This window comes from Aquamicrobium ahrensii (assembly GCF_040545755.1).
GTDB classification, from domain to species: domain Bacteria; phylum Pseudomonadota; class Alphaproteobacteria; order Rhizobiales; family Rhizobiaceae; genus Mesorhizobium; species Mesorhizobium ahrensii.
This window is the reverse complement of sequence record NZ_JBEPMN010000015.1, coordinates 12,864-29,936: the sequence shown is the minus strand read 5'-3', so window position 1 is coordinate 29,936 and position 17,073 is coordinate 12,864. Positions and strand designations below refer to the sequence as shown.

Genomic DNA, 17,073 nt, shown 5'->3' with positions numbered 1-17,073 from the left:
TTTACCAAACGAACCACCGAGGGCTTGGAAAGATCATGGCTGCCGATTTTCAGAAGATCAGAGAAATGGCCGAATTCCATCGCGAAGACATCGCGCGCTTCCTGCGTGACATGATCGCAATCCCAAGCGAAAGCTGTGAGGAAGGGGCGGTCATACAGCGCATTCAGGCGGAAATGGAAAAGGTCGGTTTCGATCGTATCGAAATCGACCCGATGGGAAATATCCTCGGCTATATCGGGAACGGTCCCAGGCTGATCGCCCTCGACGCCCATATCGATACAGTCGGTATCGGCGATCGCGCCAACTGGGAACATGATCCCTATCTGGGTTATGACGACGATGAGATCGTTTACGGCCGGGGCGCGAGCGATCAGCAAGGCGGCATGGCCGCAATGATCTATGCCGGCAAGATCATCAAGGAACTGGGTCTGGACGAGGGTTACACTCTTCTGTGCACCGGGACGGTTCAGGAAGAGGATTGCGACGGCCTTTGCTGGCAATATCTGATCGAGGAGATGGGCATCAGGCCGGATTTCGTCGTCAGCACGGAACCCACAAACTGCAACATCCACCTTGGCCAGCGCGGCAGAATGGAAATCCGGGTCGATGTGCGCGGAAGAAGCGCTCACGGCTCCATGCCGCATCTGGGCGACAATGCGATCTTCAGCATGGGCAGGATTCTGTCGGAGCTGGAGGAACTGCATGCGCGCCTGCCGGATAACGAAATCCTTGGCAAGGGAACACTGACGGTTTCCGAGATATTCGCAAGTTCGCCCTCCCGCTGCGCAGTGGCCGACCAGTGCACAATCTCCATAGACCGTCGCATGACGCTGGGCGAAACCGTGCAGGGGGCGCTGGAGGAAATCCGCAGCCTACCCGCAGTGCAGGCAGCTAAAGCGAAGGTATCTCTCTACACCTATTCCAGAACGTCGTGGAGGGGCCTCGATTACCCGACCGAATGCTATTTCCCCGCATGGTACATCGAACGGGAGCACCCGGTCTGCCAGATTCTGCTCTCAGCTCACGCGTCGCTCTATGGCGTAGAGCCGGAAGTCAACGTCTGGACATTTTCCACCAATGGCGTAGCGATCATGGGACGCCACGGGATTCCGTGCATCGGCTTCGGACCCGGCAAGGAAGAACAGGCACATGCTCCCAACGAGATAACCTGGAAGGATCATCTTGTGAAAGCGGCCGCTCTCTATGCCGCCATTCCTGGTTCTGTTGCAACGTTTTGAATACCGGCACTGTGGCAAGGAGAGCCTCTGATATTTTGGCGTTGATCTGATCCCCGAAAACTGGACCGTTCAGAACTGGAGTTTTCCGCTGCGATTTCCTGGCTGGGAGAGGAGCGGAAGACGATGAAGGCGTCGAAGTTTTCGGACGCACAGAAGGCATTCATTCTGAAGCAGGAGGTGGACGGGATTCCGGTGGCGGAGATCTGCCACCGTGCCGGGATCAGCCAGGCGACCTACTTCAATTGGAAAAAGAAATATGACGGGCTACTGCCGACCGAGATGAAGCGGCTAAAGCAGCTTGAGGATGAGAACGGCAAGCTCAGGAAGTTGGTCGCCGGTCGGCGCACAGGCTACTTCAGCTCCGCGCCGCAGTTGCCGACGGTCGGCTTAAACAAGCCAAGTTCGACCTTGCGGCTTGACCCCACCTTTTCCCGCTCCCGAAACCACATTCATCTGGAAAACAGATGATGGTCAGGCAATCGTACCGCATTCCGCTCCCGCCGATTAAGGCCATCTGCCTGTCATCCGCATGGACGTAGGCTGAGAGTTCCGCTGCCGCGGAGAGATGTCCCCCGAGGGACGAGGGTTCGGGTGAGCGCGTTGAGAATCTTGTCCGCATTGCATTCTGCGACAGCGAGGACGTGAGTTAACTTGGTCGCCCGACCTTCCGATCCCAGCTTGTGGCGATCCTCATATCGACCAGGAAAAGAAGCGTAAGACGCTTGGGGTGATGTCGATGATCCGCTTATGGCGTGTCCTCCGGCTCAATGCCTGGAATCCACGGAAGAGGGACTGATCGGGATGACTCTTTCGCTGCCTGCTTGGTGCGAACACGCACGATCATTGGCAAGATGATCGCGGGGGCACTGGGCGCGTTCTTCACACCCACAGAAACGGTTAAAGGTTAAAGAAGAATCTGCTTCAAGAAGGTCCGTGTTCGCTCAGATTGTGGGTTTTTGAAAAAATTGGTGAGATCACCCGGCTCAACTATTTTGCCCTGGTCCATGAAAATCACCTTGTCAGCTACATTTCTTGCAAATCCCATCTCATGCGTAACGCAAAGCATGTCATCCCTTCGTTCGCAAGATCAGTCATGACGTCAAGAACTTCTGAAATCATCTTGGGGTCAAGGGCTGACGTGGGCTTATCGAACCCCCACCTTTTTCCCGCTTCCAGCGCTATGGCTGCATTCTTGCGGTAAGTGCCAATCGACAGCCGCGGACCTTGATATAAATCTCGTCCATGTGCCGCTTGCTTCCGACGGAACGCTTCGGCGATTGAACCGCTAGCAGTCCCGGGGGGAGCCACATGACCCTGCGATGGATCGTCGAATTCCGTGCTCGGCCATTATCTCCTGCAGATCTCGCAAGCCCAGACCGTAAGGTGAGGCGCTGCGCGCACATAACAGGATCACAGAGCAATCGAAGTGACGGCCTTTGAACATGAAATCCCCTCCACTAATGGAGACGCCTCATGCCCGAAGCTCTTGCGAAAAATTTTGCAACACAACCGATGATTGGCATCGCCGCCTTAACTCTTCACTTCTATTATTGTTCATTGCTCACATGCTTCCGCGATAATCGTTTCCTCAAAGCGGCGCAGGAAGGCTGGAAAGGCGGCAACATTCACAAGGCGTGGCGGACGCTCTCCGCGCAGGACTGTCACAATCTGCTCCGCCGCGATTGCGGCCATGTTGCGCCGCGCTTCATGGGTGACGCCGGCCGTGTGGTAAGTGGCGATGACCTTGTCCGACGCGAGGAGGGGATGGTCCAGTGGCGGCGGTTCGCGATCCCACACGTCAACCGCAGCACCGGCAAGATGGCCGCGAGCGAGGGCCTCGGCAAGGGCGGCCTCGTCATGAATCCCGCCCCGCGCCGTGGTTAGGAAGAAGGCTCCCTTCCGCATGCGGCCGAACTCGGCCTGCCCGATCATACCCAGCGTCTCCTTGTTGCGCGGGCAATGCAGGGAAACAAAATCGGCCTGCGCCAGCACTCCCTCCAGGGACAGGGCCGATGCGCCACGCCGCGAAATCTCGTCCGGCGTCAAATAAGGATCGCAAGCAACGACGCGCATTCCGAAGGCCTGCGCCAAGGCTGCGACGCATGTGCCGACATGGCCAAGCCCGACCAGACCGATGGTCTTGCCGGCGACATCGCTGCCCATCAGGTCCTCGCGGGTAAACCCACGTTCGCGCCGCAGCCTGCGGTCCGATTCCAGAATGCGCCGCGAGAGCGCCAGCACCATTGCGATGGTGTGCTCGGCTACGGCGGCGGCGTTGCCGCCAGCCTGATTGACCACGAGGATGCCGGCCGCCGTGCAGGCCGCTACATCGACGGTGTCGAACCCCGCCCCGCTGGTGGAAACGCACAACAGGTTGGGGCAGCGCCCTACAAGCGAACCGGTGACGAACAGCCCCTCTGGCACCTCGTCACGGGTAGAGCATATCTGGTAGACATGGGCCTGCCCGAGCGCCGCCGTTGCAGCAGCAACATCGAGCCGCTCGCAGGTGATAAGATCGATATCCCGCTCACAGGCAAGACGCTCCTCCATCGCCTTGTCGTACCATGTATCCAGTCGCACCACCGTCTTGCGAACCATTGTGGCGAACCTTTCCGCAGAATGCCTTTCTTACATTTCTGCGGCCGGATCAGCTGTCGCGTTTCCTGCTGAAAAGGCGAACAAGCGATTGCCACAGCACACTCATCATCAGGCCGAAGCCGGAGATGGGTTTTGCCGGCGCAGGCTGCGGAGAAAAAGGCGCAGCCCGCACCGGCGAATCCTCTCCCGCGTGCGGCACCTCAGCCGAAGCCGGGACCGGCATATCCGGCTGCTGTCCCAGCATGGCGCGCAAATTGGCCGCGAACTGATTGACCAGTTGAGTCGCCACACTCTGTATGATGCCGGTGCCGCGACCATACTGCGCGACCGAGCCCGACAGGTTGACGTCGGTCACGACATCGACCCTCGTCCCGGCCGGAACCGGCGTAAGTGCGAACCGCACCGTTGCGTTCGCACCGCCACGGCCTTTGGTATCCGCACCCTGGGCGGTGGCGCGGACGCTGTGGGTTTGCTCATTGATCTCGTCGAAATGCGCCGTGCCGTTGAAGACGAGCGCAATGGGACCGAGCTTGACCGCCACCTTCCCCTTGAAGGTCCTGTCATCGACCATCTCGACCAGTTCGGCGCCCGGCACGCAGGGGACCACACGTGGAATATCCATCAGCACGTTCCACGCCTCGACGGGTGGCAGAGGAACTTCGAAATTGTTCTTGATTTCCATACTTCATCCCCTTTCCCGAACGAGGCTCAGGCCCGCGAGGTGCCTCGCTTGCGTCCTTGCGACACGTCCAGGAACAGCTCCTCCAGTGGAATCTTGCGGCTGATGAGCCCGTGCGAATGGGAATAGCCCACGAAGGTCTCGAAATTCTTGCGATTTCGTTCGGTGAGGCCAAACTCCCAAGGATCAGGCCCCAGAATCTCCTCCTGTTCCTCCCAGGCTTCCTGGTACCAGGCCAGCGGAACGAGGCGCGGGTTGCGCATGCGCTTCATGGCGAGCGCCTTCGATTGCTCGAACGCCTGGTAGAGGTTGGGAACGATCCACGGATAGCGCTCCACCAGTTCTTGTTTGATGCCGAGCACATGCATGATCGGAAAAATGCCGGTCTTCCCGTAATAGGCGAGTTCTTCCTGCTTGTAGGCGGGGAAAAGACGGCCGACCCGCGGATCCTTATTCAGGATCGGATCGATGATATCCGGATGCAGCAATGCGTCGAGTTCGCCTTCGGCGAGCATCTTCTCGGCCGACTTGGCATGATCGATCTTATGGATGGTGACACCTGCGGGAGGCGTGAAGGGAATGTCCTCGTCCAGTTCCGTGTACCACTCGATCGACTTGTGCGGCACGCCGTAATGCTCCTCGAGGATGCCCCGCAGCCAGACGATCGCGGAAACCTGATAGAATTTGACGCCGACCTTCTTGCCGATCAGGTCAGTCGGCTTGGTGATCCCCTTGGTGTTGTTGATGAAGATGAAGCCATGGCGGAAGCGCCGGTGCAGGAACACCGGAATCGCACGAAACGGCAGCCCCCGGTCAGTGGCGACCATATAGGATGAGCCCGAACATTCAGCGATGTCGTACTGGTTGTGCAGGAAACGCCAATGGCGCGTGGCCGAGTCCGCACCAGTAAGGACGTTCAGTTCGATCCCATCCGGGGAGACCGCGCCTTCCTTGAGCGGCCGGATAATCTCGTAGTCGCCGCAGGCAAGGGTGAGGGATAGTTTCTTGGTCACTGGCAGGTCCTTTGTCGCTATGTCGTGGCTCTGGCGGCCTGGATGAGATTGAAAAGCCTTTCAGGCAGGATGGGGGTCTGGGAGATGCGGATACGGAAAGGGGAAAGGGCGTTCTCCACCGCCGACACGACCGCGGCGGCCGCCGGAATCGTTCCGGCCTCGCCAATGCCCTTCGCCCCGATCGGGTTGAGCCCGGAAGGCGTTTCCCGGTAGATCGTTTCGAAGTTCGGCAACTCCGTCGCCGTCACCAGCAGATATTCCTGAAATGTCGTGGTCACCGGCTGAGCGGTTTCATCATAACCCATGAACTCGAAAAGGGCGTTGCCGATGCCATGCGCTATGCCGCCGACGACCTGTCCCTCGACGATCATCGGATTGATCAGGCGTCCGGAATCGTGGAAGGCGACATAGCGGGCCACGGTCACCTCGCCGAGGTCGATGTCCACCTCTACCTCCGCAATGTGGCAGGCATTGGCGTAGGTCAGCGCATCGGTCTTCCACTGGATGCTCGTCGACAGACCCGGCTCCAGATCGGCCGGGAACGCGAAGCCGGGCGCGCCGCGCAGCACCTGCGCGAGCTCGCCAAGCCCGAGGCTGCGATTGCCGTCCCTGATCCAGACGCGCCCCTCCTCCAGCTTCAGCGCATCCTCGTCCACCTCCATTAACCGGCTGGCCGCCTTGATGGCCTTGGCCGCGACGGATTTGGCGGCGAGATGCACGGAGGACCCTGCGGTAACGAGCTGGCGGCTGGCGAAGCCGCCCAGGCCCAGAGGCGTGACCGCTGTGTCCCCGGCGATGACGGTGACGTCTTCGGGCGTCACGGACAGTTCCTCGGCGCAGATCTGCGCCAGCGCAGTCGCAAGCCCCTGCCCCATGGCGGTCGCGCCGGTGAAGACGCTGATCTTCCCGTTCTGCGAAACGCGTACGGTTCCGCTTTCGAACGGACCACGGCCGGTGCCCTTGACCGCATTGGCGAGACCGATGCCAATATAGCGCCCCTCGGCGAGCGCCGCCTTCTGGCGCGCCGGAAAATCTTCCCAGCCGGCCGCCGCCAGCGTCTCGGCCTGCGAGGCGATATAGTCGCCGCTGTCATAGATCATGGCCACGCCCGAGCGCGCCTTCAGCTGCTTCACATAAGGCATTTTCTCCGGCGGAATGAGGTTGCGGCGGCGCACCTCAGCCCGGTCGAGGTCCATCCTGACCGCGATCAGATCCATCATGCGTTCCATGGCGAAAGCCGCCTGCGGATAGCCCGCGCCGCGAACCGACGAGACCGGCACCTTGTTGGTGTGCACGATCAGCACATCCATGCCGTAGGCGGGGACGATGTAGGGACCGGTCATTGCGGTGGCAGAATTGTAGGGCAGATTGACCGCCTTGGGCGCATATGCGCCCTGATCATGCACCAGCCGACCGCGCAGGCCCAGGATGCGCGCATCCGCATCGACCGCGATCTCCAGCGTCCAGTACTGGTCGCGTTCCTGGACCGCAGCCATGAAATATTCCCGGCGATCCTCGATCCATTTGAGGTTGCGGTTAAGCAACCGCGCCGCGGCCGGAATGGCTATCTCTTCCGGATAGATGCAATATTTCGGCCCGAAGCCGCCGCCGACGTCCGGCGTGATCACCCGCAACCGATTCTCGTCCATGTCCAGCATGGCGACCAGCATGTAGAACAGGTCGTGCGGCATCTGCGTCGACGACCAGATGCACAATTCGCTCCCGCCGAAACGCGACTCCACGACCACGCCGCGCGTTTCGATCGAATGGCCACAACCGCGGTGTTGCCAGATGTCGTCGGCGAAGACATGGGCGGCGGCGGCGAAAGCCTCGTCCACCTCGCCATAACCGACATGCAGCTTGTTGAGGAGATTGGATTTCAGCTCCGAACGCACGACCTCGGCGCCCGGTTCGTACGCCTTGCGTGCATCTACGACCACTGGCAACGGCTCGTACTCCACCTGGACGGCCGACGCCGCATCTTCCGCTTCGGCGCGTGAATCGGCGATCACCAGCGCGACTGGCTCACCCACATAGGAAACTTCCCTGTCCTGGAGCACGAACGGCGTGCTGCTGTTTTCCTCCTTGCTTGGAGCGGCGCTCAGCGGCATGCGTTTCGACATCAGCATCGGAGCGAGATCGGATGCGGTAAGAACGGCGTGGACGCCCGGCATGGAGCGCGCAAATTCGGCGTCGAAACCGGTAATGGCGGCATGAGCCATGGTGCTGCGCACGAAGGTGCAATGCAGCATGTCCGACAGGTGAATGTCGTCGACATATCGCCCCTTGCCGACCAGGAGGGCCGGGTCTTCCAGACGCGGTACGGATTTCCCGATCAGGCGATTCATGGTGCGGACCCACTTCGGCGCAGTTCCTTCGCCGCCTGCAAGGCCGCCGCCACGATGCTTTGATAGCCGGTGCAGCGGCAGATGTTGCCCGAGATCGCGTCGCGGACCTCGTCTTCCGTGGGGTCGGGGTTCTCCGCCAGCAACTCCTTGAGCGTGATGAGCATGCCGGGCGTGCAGAAGCCGCATTGCAGGCCATGCTGGTCACGAAACGCCTGCTGGAGCGGATGCAGCACGCCCTCCGCCGACGCCAGGCCCTCCACCGTTTCCACGCGCGCGCCGTTCGCCTGGACAGCCAGCATGAGGCAGCCGCGCGTACTCACACCGTCGACCAGCACGGTACATGCGCCGCACACCCCATGTTCGCAGCCGACATGCGTGCCGGTGAGGTGGAGCGTGTGCCGCAGAAAATCTGCAAGCGTGGTGCGTGCAACCGCCTCCCCACTGCAAGCCTTGCCGTTGACCTTCATCTCGATCAGGTGGGTTCTCATGTGTCCCGCCTCCCGGCCCGAGCCAATGCCAGTTCGAGGCTCTTGCGCAACATGGAGCGGACCACGCTCAGACGGTACTCGGCGCTGCCATGGAAGTCGCCGATGAGCTCCAGTCCGGCGCAAAATTCGAGTGCGGACGCCAGATTCCCCGGCTCCCCTCGTTTGCCGAGCAGAAACTCTTCCGCCGCCGATAGGCGCTGCGGTACAGAGCCGACGCCGCCCAGAGCGATCGAGATGCGCGAGATCGCGCCGCCGCCATCCTTCTCCAGGAGACACGCCGCGGAGGCGATGGCGAAATCGCCATGCCGCCTGGCAAATTCATGGAAGGCGTAGCCATGTCCGGCGCTCCACAAGGGCACTTCAATCGCCACCACGATCTCATGCATCTCAATGTTCGGCATCATGAAGCCGGCGATGAAATCATGGATGCCGAGCCTTCGCCTGCCGCCGTCGCGGCCGGCAATTTCCACCACGGCGTCGTGAAGCAACGCTAGGGTGGCAAGTTCGGCAGCAGGGTCGAGATGACAGAGGCTGCCGCCGATCGTCCCGCGATTGCGCGTCTGGCGGTGTCCGACCAGCTTCAGCGCCTCACGGAAGATCGGCGCGACACGAGCGATTTCCCCGTTGGTCTCGATGACCCGCTGGCGCGTCATCGCACCGATACGCGCCGCGCCGGAAGCCACGGCAATTCCGGCCAATTCGTCTATCCGGTTGATGTCGACCAGCACGTCGGGAAACAGGTAGCGCAGGTTCAGCATCGCCATCAGCGACTGCCCCCCGGCCAGAACCTTGGAGTTTTCGTGCGCCGCCAGCAGTTCCACCGCCTCGTTCAGACCTGTCGGGCAAAAATATTCAAAGGGCGGCGGCTTCATGAGCACTGCTCCTGCGGGCGCCAGCGCATCGACCGGAAAAGCACCGCGGCTTCACAGGCGTCAGGCCAACCGATTGCATTGCATCTGAAAACCAGGCGTCGGCACAATCGCAGAAACGCAAGTCCATCATGCCAGACGATCCCCCTCTCCGTCTTCAGTATTCGAAGTTGCAGCAGAACGCATGCAGCCGCCATTTGTCAAAATACTAGGGTTGCGCGTTCATTGTCGCAAATAACTAATTCCGCTTAATTATGTACTTTTGGCAATAAATGACATGCCCTGCCGCTGGAATGGAAGGAACGGCGATGCTCCCGCCGATGCCGAAACATCGTCTCAATATCCGTAGGTACGCCGGAGCGCCGGCCATAGCATGACGATGGCACCCGCAAAGATCGCCGCCGATACGCCGATAAGGATCTGGAGATCAATCCAATGCGCTCCGAAACCGATGAGGAACGCCCCGGCCGAAGGGCCGATCTTGAACAGCAGCCCGTACAAGGCAAGCACGCGGCCCAGCATCCCTTCCCGGCTCATTGTTTGGGTCATCGACTGCATGCCGATGTTGGTGATGACATGGAACAGCCCAGCAAAGCCTATCGCAATGTAAGCGTAGGTCACGTCCGCGATCCAAGAAAAGCACACCAGCGCGACGCCAATGCCGAATGCCGCGGCGAATGTCGTGCGCACCAGTGCCATCGGCTCACGGGAACGCAGCATCCACGCAGCGCCAAAGAGCGCGCCGATTCCCTGCGACGTCATGAGCATGGCCAGCGTTCCCGGGCCGCCATGGAAGACGCCGCCAGCGATGGCGGGAAACAGTTCGATGAAGGGCCGCGCCAATAGCGAAAACATGACGACGACGGTGAAAAGCAGGCCTATCTTGGGCGTTCTGGTGACATATGAGAGCCCCTGCGAAAGCTCCGATGTAAAGGATGTTCGCGCGGTTTCGGCTCGGGGCCGGTCGATGACACGGCGAATGCGGAGAAGGGCGAGAAACATCACGGGAAAGGTCAGGATGTTGGCCAGGATCGCGTAATCAGCTCCGGCGCCCAGCATGATGATACCTGCCAGGGCCGGTCCCGTGCTTCTGGCCAAATTAACCGCGATCGAGCTGATCGCGATGGCTTGGTTCATCTTTCCCCTTGTGGCCAGTGAGCCTGTTACAAGCAATCGCACCGGCAGGTTGAACCCCTGAAGCGTCGCGTCGGCAATGGCCCAGCCTAGCAGCAGCCAAGGGGTAATCGCGTGGGTCACGACCAGGAGCCAGAGTAGAATGGCATTGGCCATGACGGCAAGCTGGGTGGTCCAGATCAGCCGATACGGATTGCTTCTATCGGTGAGAACACCCGATAATGGCGCAACCCAGAGGGACGCGATCAGATCGCTCAAGGCAATTGTGCCCACCCAGGCCGGGGAATGCGTCAGTTCCCATGTCAACCAGCCGATTGCGGTCTTCTGCATCCAGAATCCGCTGAACGTCACATACTGGGCCCCCGCAAACCAGAACAGGTCCCACTTGCGCGGTTCAAACGAAATCGCAGTCTCCTTTCGGGCGACAGGCAGCACGCAGGACCAATGTCATGACACGATCTTCCGAACCGTGACCGAATCGGCGCATCGACCCCTCATGAAGATTGCCCGGCTCCGGCACCGGAACAAACAAATAATTCCTCTCGATTTATTGACGCCTTGAATGGTGTCGCACCACGAAAGTCATGGCTTAGCCTTCCTATTGATTTGTCAATGTGATCAATATCGTGAAATTATCAATTTGTTACATTTGAATACGCCCTGTAGGAAATTATGCGGATAGTTGCACACGGATAGCTGAAAAGCGTCCAACACCCAGCTCCGATACCCCAGCAATGAGGCAGTTCTCGAATGACACCGACGATGAAAGTTGTAGCGTTGCGCCAGCACGGCGGGACCGAACAGCTCAAACTCGAGGAATGGCCGACGCCGCACGTCCAGCCTCATGAAGCGCTGGTCGAAGTGAAGGCGTGCGGCCTGAACTATATGGATGTCTTCGTCATGCATGGCATGCCGGACCTGCCAACCGAAATGCCCCGCATCCCCGGCGGCGACATCGCCGGCATCGTGCGCGAGGTCGGTTCCGGCGTGCCGGCAGAGTGGGTTGGCAAGCGGGTTGTTCTTTTTCCCCGATTCCCGAAGGGCGGCGTGCTGGGTGAACACGCCAACGGCGGCCTTTGCCAATATCTCGCAGTCGACGAGGCGCAGCTCATCGAGATTCCCGACAATGTCAGTTTCGAGGATGCGGCAGCGCTGCCTATCGCCTATGGCACATCACACCGCATGCTGTTCACCCGCGGCAACATCAAGCCGGGTGAAAAAATCCTTATCCTCGGCGCCAGCGGCGGGGTGGGCGTTTCCTGCGTGCAGTTCGCGAAGATGGCGGGCGCCGAGGTCTTCGCTTGCACCAGCAGCGAAGAAAAAGGGCGCAAGCTGAGGGAGCTGGGCGCCGATCACATCATAAATTACGTGGACAATCCCGAATTCTCCAGGGCCGTCTGGACCGCCACCGAGAAGAAGGGGGTAGATGTCGCAGTCAACTTCACCGGCGGCGACACTTGGATCCAGACCCAGCGCAGCATGGCGAACCGCGGCCGGATACTGACATGCGGCTCGACGGTGGACCATCTGTGCCAGATCGACGTACGTTTCCTCTGGTTTCGTGAAACCGACATCATTGGCTCGCGCGCCTATCTGCCCGAGGACATCAAAGCCTGCGTGGCCTATGTTGCTTCGGGAGAGCTGAAGCCGGTGGTCGAGACGGTCCTGCCGCTCGATCGCGCCGCCGAAGGTATCGGCCTGCTCGAGAGCCGGCGGATATTTGGAAAGGTAATCATCAAGCCATGACTAAGCCAGTGAAGAACCTTGGGCTGCTTGGCATCGAATATCGCGACCAACAGCGGCCGGCGGTGATCGATCTGTGGGATCCCGACAATCCGCGTATTATCGATTATCCTGTCTTTCATGCCGCCTGCGATGCGGTGGCCAAGGGCGCGATTGAAGCCGGCCTCAGGCCTGGAGACCGGATCGGCATTCTGTGCTCCAACCGGGTAGAATTCCTGGAAATCTTCTTCGGCTGCATGCGCGCCGGCGTGGTACCAGTCTCGATCGGCATATTGCAGCCTAAAGAGATCGTCGAGTGGATCATCCGCGATGCTGGCGTAAAGCTGGTGTTCTGCGAATCGAGCTTGCGCGAGAAGCTACCCGACATTGCTGTCGTCGACATAGACTCCACGGCCAAGGACGGATTGGCCGCATTCAAGCGCGAGGGTGAATTTACACCATTCGTTCCCGTCGGCGATGCAATAGCTTTCCAGCCGTATACATCAGGCTCCACCGGCAGGCCGAAGGGTGTGCTTCTCTCGCACCGCGCCCATACCTGGGTCGCGGAAACCATTTCGCGGGATCGTGATTTCTCACCGACGGACACGATGATCGTGGCGGCGCCGCTTTACCACAAGCATGCGATGAACTCGATCAAATGCGTGCTCGTCGGCGGCTCGACCGTGGTGCTGATGCGAAAATTCGAACCTCGGGCCTATATCGAAGCGGTCACCAGATACCACACGACCGTGGTTTCCGGTGTTCCCACCATCTTCGCGATGATGCTGCAACAGCGTGACATGCTGACAGGACGCGACTATTCCTTCGTAAGGCTGGCCACCATGGGCGGAGCGCCAGCGACGGATGCGCTGATTGATGCCGTGGCAGATTTGTTCCATCAGGCGGAAATCGTCCAGATATTCGGCATCACGGAAGCGAGCGCTGCATTGTTCGGGCGCCACCCCAAGGGCGAGGCCCGCCCCCGTCACTCCATCGGCTGGCCTATCGCAGGCAACGAGTTTCGCCTGGAAGGCGGTGAGGACGAGAACTTCGGTACGTTGCATGTGCGCAGCCCCGGCCTGATGAACGGCTACCATAACAACCCCGCGGAAATGGAGAAACGGGTCAAGGATGGCTGGTTCGACACCGGCGATATCCTCCGCCGCGATCCAGCCGGCTGGTTCTATTTCGTCGGTCGCGGCGATGACATGTTCGTATCCAGCGGCAATAACATCTATCCAAGCGAAGTCGAGCTCATGCTGGAGCGACATCCTGACATCGATCAGGCGCTGGTCGTGCCGGCCCCGGACGAGATCAAATATCGCGTTCCCTATGCTTTCATCGTCAAGCGCGCTGGTGCCGAGCTGACGGAACAGGACGTGAAGGATTACTCCCTCCGCAACGCCCCGCCCTACCAACATCCCCGCAAAGTGATCTTCCTGCCGGCCATGCCGATGAACGGAGTCGGCAAGATCGACCGCAAGTTGCTGACTGCACGCGCAGCCGCACCAGCCGAAGCGACAGAAAGAGAAGCGAATTGACCGAACCCTCTTCCCGCCCCGACGAGCTTCGGGCGATCATCGGCCGTAGCCCCTATCTGAGTTGGCTCGGGCTGGAATTGCTGGACCTGCGCCAAGGCGCCATCGAAGTCAGTGCGACGTGGCGTGAGGAATGGGTGGCGAACCCGGTCATTGGACAGACCCAAGGCGGCATCCTTGCCGCACTGGTCGACTTCGCCGCCAATTTTTCTCTGTTTGCCGATATTGGCCGGCCTGTCCTGACGGTCGATCTGCGGGTCGATTATCATCGCATCGCCACTAGGGGCAACCTCATTGCCAAAGGGCATCTGGTCAAGCTGGGCAGGCAGGTTTCCGTTTGTGAGGGCCAGGTTTTCGACTTGCAGGGGCGGCTCGTTTCGAGCGGCCGCGGCACCTTTCTGACCGCACCTGCCGACGAGAAGCGTTAAACTGCTTTAACGATCGTTACGACTTGGCCTGAGGCTTCGCATCCGCCTGCAGAATTCGAGCTCCCACCATCTGGTCGACCGACCTGATCGTCGACATCAGAATCTCGAGGATTCGGTGGGTGCTCGGAGACAACGAGCGCAGATGCCGGGTGATCAGGCAGATCTCCCGCTCAATTCGCGGCTCGTGCAATTCCCGGAACTCGAACTCGACGAGAGGTCCGGTATGCGCAGCCAGGGCCGGCAAAACCGAAATCTTGCCTCCAAGCTTGAGCAAGGCGTAGAGCGAGGTTGTGCTCGACGCATGGTCATAGTCTTCGCCGCGACTGACCAACCCGAGATTGGGGTAAGTTTCAAGAAGCGCGCCGATGCCGGTGTCCTTGGTCAGTCCGATATATTCGTAATCGCGCAAATCCTTCCAGGTCAGCTTTCCCCGCCGCTTCATCAAGGGGTGATCCTTCGGAAAGATCACACCGAACGTGTCGGCGATAACGGGCATGTAGTCCAGATCCGGAAACCCATTCAGCCGGGAAGACAGGCCAAAATCCTTTTCACCCTCAAGAACGGAGCGCTCGATCTTGTCAGATCCCTCGTCATAGACCGATATCGCTATATCGGGATAGGAACGCCGGAAGGCGACGAGAGTCGGCGCCAGAACATGTGTCATCATCGACGGCGCCGCGGCGATCCTGATATGGCCGCGCTGACTTTTCGATATGGCCTGAAGATCGGCGATAGCGTTGTCAAAATCGCGCAGCACCCCGTCGGCAACGGTCTTGAACCAGATCGCGTCCTTGGTCAGCTCGACGCGACGCGTGGTACGATCGAAAAGCCTCAGGCCCGCCGATTCCTCCAGTTGCTTGATCGTTGCTGTCAGGGACGACTGGGTAAGGAACAGGCGATGCGCGGCCATCGTGAACGAGCCGGTTTCCGCCACGGCCGAAAAACACCGCAGATGGCGTAGTGAAATTCGAGCTCCCATATCCCTCTCTGTTCACATTCCTGCAACTATCGCGCCAACCATAAAGCAGATTGGCACCAAATAAAGAACCCCAGCTGCACGATCAGACCGCCGCAATCACCTGCACCTCAATACGGCAAGCCGGATTGTTCATCTCGACCCTGCCGCAGATTCGTGCCGGCGTCCGGCCCTGGACTACCCAAGCGTCCCATACAACATTCATGCCGGCGAGGTCATCGATGGTCCGCAACCACACCTGCGCGCTGAGAACCCGGCTCTTGTCCGTGCCTGCCTCCCTCAGGAGGCTGTCGATCTTGGCCAGAACCTGCCCGGCTTGCCCCATTATATCCTGGGAAAGATCATCCGGAATCTGGCCGGCCGTAAAGACCAATCCGTTGTGGACGACCGCGCGGCTGCGCCTGTGGTTCTGATCTATACGGCCGATATCGTCACTCATAACGTGCATTCCTTTAATCCTATCAGGATGATTGGCCATAGCCGCCACCGCCGGCCGTCTCCATCAACACATGGTCACGCGCTTTCAGAACCTTTGGCATAGTGGGGTCGATGCGCTCTCCATTGAGAACGAGCTGGCCGGGCTTGCCAACCCCGCCACCGGCAAGCCCGGCGGTGGGAGACTTGAGCTGCGTCATCAGGAAGGAGGCCATTAACTCTGACGCATCCGGCAACACATCGAACTCGAAACTGATGCCGCAACCGCCCTGGTGCTTGCCCGCACCGCCGCTGCCGCGCCGTATCTCGCGACGAAGCACGCGAATGGGGGCGAGCGTTTCCATCATCTCCACCGGCGTGTTACCGAGATTTGCGGGGAAGCTGAGCGCCGAAAATCCGTTCCGATGCGCGGTCGCACCTTGGCCGGCGTTGAGAAAGTTCACCACCGCGAAACGCTTTGAGCGATATTCGCCGGACATGGTAAGCGACGAATTCGGCGAGCCCGACGCCCAGACCTTGTCCGGCAAAACGTCGGCAAGCGCCTTGAATACCGCCGCCGGCAGAAGATGCCCGATCTGGCTACGTCCGCCGGAGGCCGCCGGAAAGGTGGGGTTCAGAAGCGAACCTAGCGGGGCGGCAGTCGAGATCGGCAGGAAGCTGCCTTCATTGTTGGGTATGTCGGGACATAGCAGCGCCTTCAATCCGTAAACCGTATAGGCAAAGGTATAGATTGGCACCACATTCAGCGCGTGCGGCAATTGCGGGCTCGTGCCGGCATAGTTAACGGCTATCTCATCGCCCTTTACCGTCAGTTCGCAATTGATGGTGATCGGTTCTTCGAAGCCATCGTGCTGGACGGTCGAGCGATATACGCCATCGGGAATCTGGCAGATGGCCTTGCGCATGGCGGCCTCGGACCGGCGGCGGACCTCCGCGCCCAGAGCGTCGATATCGATTATGTCCAGCAAGCCGTGGAGGCGCTCTCCCATGGTGCGGCAACCCGAAACCTGCGCCCAGATATCGCCCAGTCCCTGCTCCGGGACACGAATGTTCTGCTGGATCATCTTGATGAGGATTTCGTTGGGCTTCCCGTCATCGAGAAGCTTCATGATCGGGATTTGCAGGCCTTCCTCGTAGATTTCCCGGCTGGAGTTGCTACGCAGCTTTCCGCCGATATCCGGCAGATGCGAAACCACGGCCGCAAAGGCGACTATCTTGCCCCTATGGAAGATCGGCGTCGCCGTTGTGACGTCATGAACATGGCCGGATCCCTTCCAGGGATCATTAGTGATGAAGACGTCGCCCGGCTTCATCGTCTCGACAGGATAGCGTTCGATGAAATGGCGCACGGTAGCTGGCAGGCAGCCGATGAAACCGGGAAGACTCATGGTCGACTGAGCCAGCGAACGACCCTGAACGTCGGTCAGCACGATAGCGAAGTCGTTGCCGTCACGCACCAGCGTGGAGAAACAGGTTCGTACAAAAGCCGCTGAAGCCTCGTCGACAACGCTGATGAGGCGCTTCCAGAGGATTTCCAGCTCAATAGGATCGAAATTCGAGGTCTTCTTGTCGTGGGAGGCCAAGGCGCTTTGTTCAATCTTATCCAT

Annotated in this window: 14 protein-coding genes and 3 pseudogenes; 5 read left to right on the top strand and 12 right to left on the bottom strand. The window is 59.8% G+C overall.

The annotated features are described in order from the left end of the window. Window positions 1-35: 35 nt before the first annotated feature. Together ABID44_RS15655 and ABID44_RS15650 are read left to right on the top strand one after the other, a co-directional pair. On the top strand, window positions 36-1,238 hold the full coding sequence (locus ABID44_RS15655) for a YgeY family selenium metabolism-linked hydrolase (protein ID WP_354152645.1): 1,203 nt from the start codon (window positions 36-38) through the stop codon (window positions 1,236-1,238). A 123-nt stretch (window positions 1,239-1,361) separates the two neighbouring features. Next, window positions 1,362-1,574: pseudogene (locus ABID44_RS15650) on the top strand (transposase); the annotation flags it as partial. Window positions 1,575-2,142: 568 nt separating this feature from the next. Here the strand turns inward: ABID44_RS15650 and glnQ are convergent. From glnQ to ABID44_RS15605, 9 genes and pseudogenes are all read right to left on the bottom strand, one after another. Next, window positions 2,143-2,390 (bottom strand): annotated as a pseudogene (glnQ, locus tag ABID44_RS15645) (glutamine ABC transporter ATP-binding protein GlnQ); the annotation flags it as partial. A 62-nt stretch (window positions 2,391-2,452) separates the two neighbouring features. Then, window positions 2,453-2,682: pseudogene (locus ABID44_RS18690) on the bottom strand (IS6 family transposase); the annotation flags it as partial. Between the two features lie 110 nt (window positions 2,683-2,792). Continuing rightward, entirely contained in the window at window positions 2,793-3,836 is a 1,044-nt protein-coding gene (locus tag ABID44_RS15635; protein ID WP_354152644.1) for a hydroxyacid dehydrogenase, read from the bottom strand. Between the two features lie 49 nt (window positions 3,837-3,885). Beyond that, the gene (locus tag ABID44_RS15630; protein ID WP_354152643.1) at window positions 3,886-4,518 is read right to left on the bottom strand and encodes an SRPBCC family protein; all 633 of its coding nucleotides are present in this window, start codon (window positions 4,516-4,518) and stop codon (window positions 3,886-3,888) included. 26 nt (window positions 4,519-4,544) lie between these two features. Continuing rightward, window positions 4,545-5,528: an ABC transporter substrate-binding protein gene (locus tag ABID44_RS15625; protein ID WP_354152642.1), complete on the bottom strand. Its 984-nt coding sequence runs from the start codon at window positions 5,526-5,528 to the stop codon at window positions 4,545-4,547. Window positions 5,529-5,545: 17 nt separating this feature from the next. Then, window positions 5,546-7,876 (bottom strand): xanthine dehydrogenase family protein molybdopterin-binding subunit, encoded by a 2,331-nt coding sequence (locus ABID44_RS15620; protein WP_354152641.1) that lies wholly within the window; start codon window positions 7,874-7,876, stop codon window positions 5,546-5,548. Then, window positions 7,873-8,364: a (2Fe-2S)-binding protein gene (locus ABID44_RS15615; protein ID WP_354152640.1), complete on the bottom strand. Its 492-nt coding sequence runs from the start codon at window positions 8,362-8,364 to the stop codon at window positions 7,873-7,875. The genes ABID44_RS15620 and ABID44_RS15615 overlap by 4 nt, the downstream gene beginning before the upstream one ends. Further along, window positions 8,361-9,236 (bottom strand): FAD binding domain-containing protein, encoded by an 876-nt coding sequence (locus ABID44_RS15610; RefSeq protein ID WP_354152639.1) that lies wholly within the window; start codon window positions 9,234-9,236, stop codon window positions 8,361-8,363. Before ABID44_RS15610 ends, ABID44_RS15615 begins: the two co-directional genes overlap by 4 nt. A 333-nt stretch (window positions 9,237-9,569) precedes the next feature. Beyond that, complete coding sequence (locus ABID44_RS15605) at window positions 9,570-10,718, bottom strand: MFS transporter (RefSeq protein WP_354152701.1); 1,149 nt, start codon at window positions 10,716-10,718, stop codon at window positions 9,570-9,572. Between the two features lie 399 nt (window positions 10,719-11,117). Here ABID44_RS15605 and ABID44_RS15600 point away from each other — a divergent pair, with 399 nt between their 5' ends. From ABID44_RS15600 to ABID44_RS15590, 3 genes are read left to right on the top strand one after another with little or no spacing between them, the layout of a single operon-like run. Next, window positions 11,118-12,113, top strand: coding sequence for a zinc-binding dehydrogenase (locus tag ABID44_RS15600; protein WP_354152638.1), 996 nt, complete (start codon window positions 11,118-11,120; stop codon window positions 12,111-12,113). Continuing rightward, window positions 12,110-13,630 carry a class I adenylate-forming enzyme family protein gene (locus tag ABID44_RS15595; RefSeq protein ID WP_354152637.1) on the top strand — a complete coding sequence of 507 codons (1,521 nt, stop codon included), beginning with the start codon at window positions 12,110-12,112 and terminating at the stop codon, window positions 13,628-13,630. The genes ABID44_RS15600 and ABID44_RS15595 overlap by 4 nt, the downstream gene beginning before the upstream one ends. Continuing rightward, window positions 13,627-14,055 (top strand): PaaI family thioesterase, encoded by a 429-nt coding sequence (locus tag ABID44_RS15590; protein WP_354152636.1) that lies wholly within the window; start codon window positions 13,627-13,629, stop codon window positions 14,053-14,055. Before ABID44_RS15595 ends, ABID44_RS15590 begins: the two co-directional genes overlap by 4 nt. A 16-nt stretch (window positions 14,056-14,071) precedes the next feature. On the opposite strand, the gene ABID44_RS15585 is transcribed toward ABID44_RS15590, so the two are convergent. The 3 genes from ABID44_RS15585 to ABID44_RS15575 form a co-directional block, all read right to left on the bottom strand. Next, entirely contained in the window at window positions 14,072-15,034 is a 963-nt protein-coding gene (locus ABID44_RS15585; RefSeq protein ID WP_354152635.1) for a LysR family transcriptional regulator, read from the bottom strand. 82 nt (window positions 15,035-15,116) lie between these two features. Next, window positions 15,117-15,470 (bottom strand): RidA family protein, encoded by a 354-nt coding sequence (locus ABID44_RS15580; RefSeq protein ID WP_354152634.1) that lies wholly within the window; start codon window positions 15,468-15,470, stop codon window positions 15,117-15,119. Window positions 15,471-15,492: 22 nt separating this feature from the next. Continuing rightward, a complete protein-coding gene (locus tag ABID44_RS15575; protein ID WP_354152633.1) occupies window positions 15,493-17,073 on the bottom strand; it encodes a hydantoinase B/oxoprolinase family protein in 1,581 nt (526 codons plus the stop codon).

Bases quoted from the DNA above. Each gene is read 5' to 3' on its own strand.
- ABID44_RS15580 (WP_354152634.1), bottom strand. From the start codon at position 15,470: ATGAGTGACGATATCGGCCGTATAGATCAGAACCACAGGCGCAGCCGC.
- ABID44_RS15620 (WP_354152641.1), bottom strand. From the start codon at position 7,876: ATGAATCGCCTGATCGGGAAATCCGTACCGCGTCTGGAAGACCCGGCC.
- ABID44_RS15655 (WP_354152645.1), top strand. From the start codon at position 36: ATGGCTGCCGATTTTCAGAAGATCAGAGAAATGGCCGAATTCCATCGC.
- ABID44_RS15600 (WP_354152638.1), top strand. From the start codon at position 11,118: ATGACACCGACGATGAAAGTTGTAGCGTTGCGCCAGCACGGCGGGACC.
- ABID44_RS15595 (WP_354152637.1), top strand. From the start codon at position 12,110: ATGACTAAGCCAGTGAAGAACCTTGGGCTGCTTGGCATCGAATATCGC.
- ABID44_RS15635 (WP_354152644.1), bottom strand. From the start codon at position 3,836: ATGGTTCGCAAGACGGTGGTGCGACTGGATACATGGTACGACAAGGCG.
- ABID44_RS15615 (WP_354152640.1), bottom strand. From the start codon at position 8,364: ATGAGAACCCACCTGATCGAGATGAAGGTCAACGGCAAGGCTTGCAGT.
- ABID44_RS15585 (WP_354152635.1), bottom strand. From the start codon at position 15,034: ATGGGAGCTCGAATTTCACTACGCCATCTGCGGTGTTTTTCGGCCGTG.
- ABID44_RS15610 (WP_354152639.1), bottom strand. From the start codon at position 9,236: ATGAAGCCGCCGCCCTTTGAATATTTTTGCCCGACAGGTCTGAACGAG.
- ABID44_RS15630 (WP_354152643.1), bottom strand. From the start codon at position 4,518: ATGGAAATCAAGAACAATTTCGAAGTTCCTCTGCCACCCGTCGAGGCG.
- ABID44_RS15575 (WP_354152633.1), bottom strand. From the start codon at position 17,073: ATGGATAAGATTGAACAAAGCGCCTTGGCCTCCCACGACAAGAAGACC.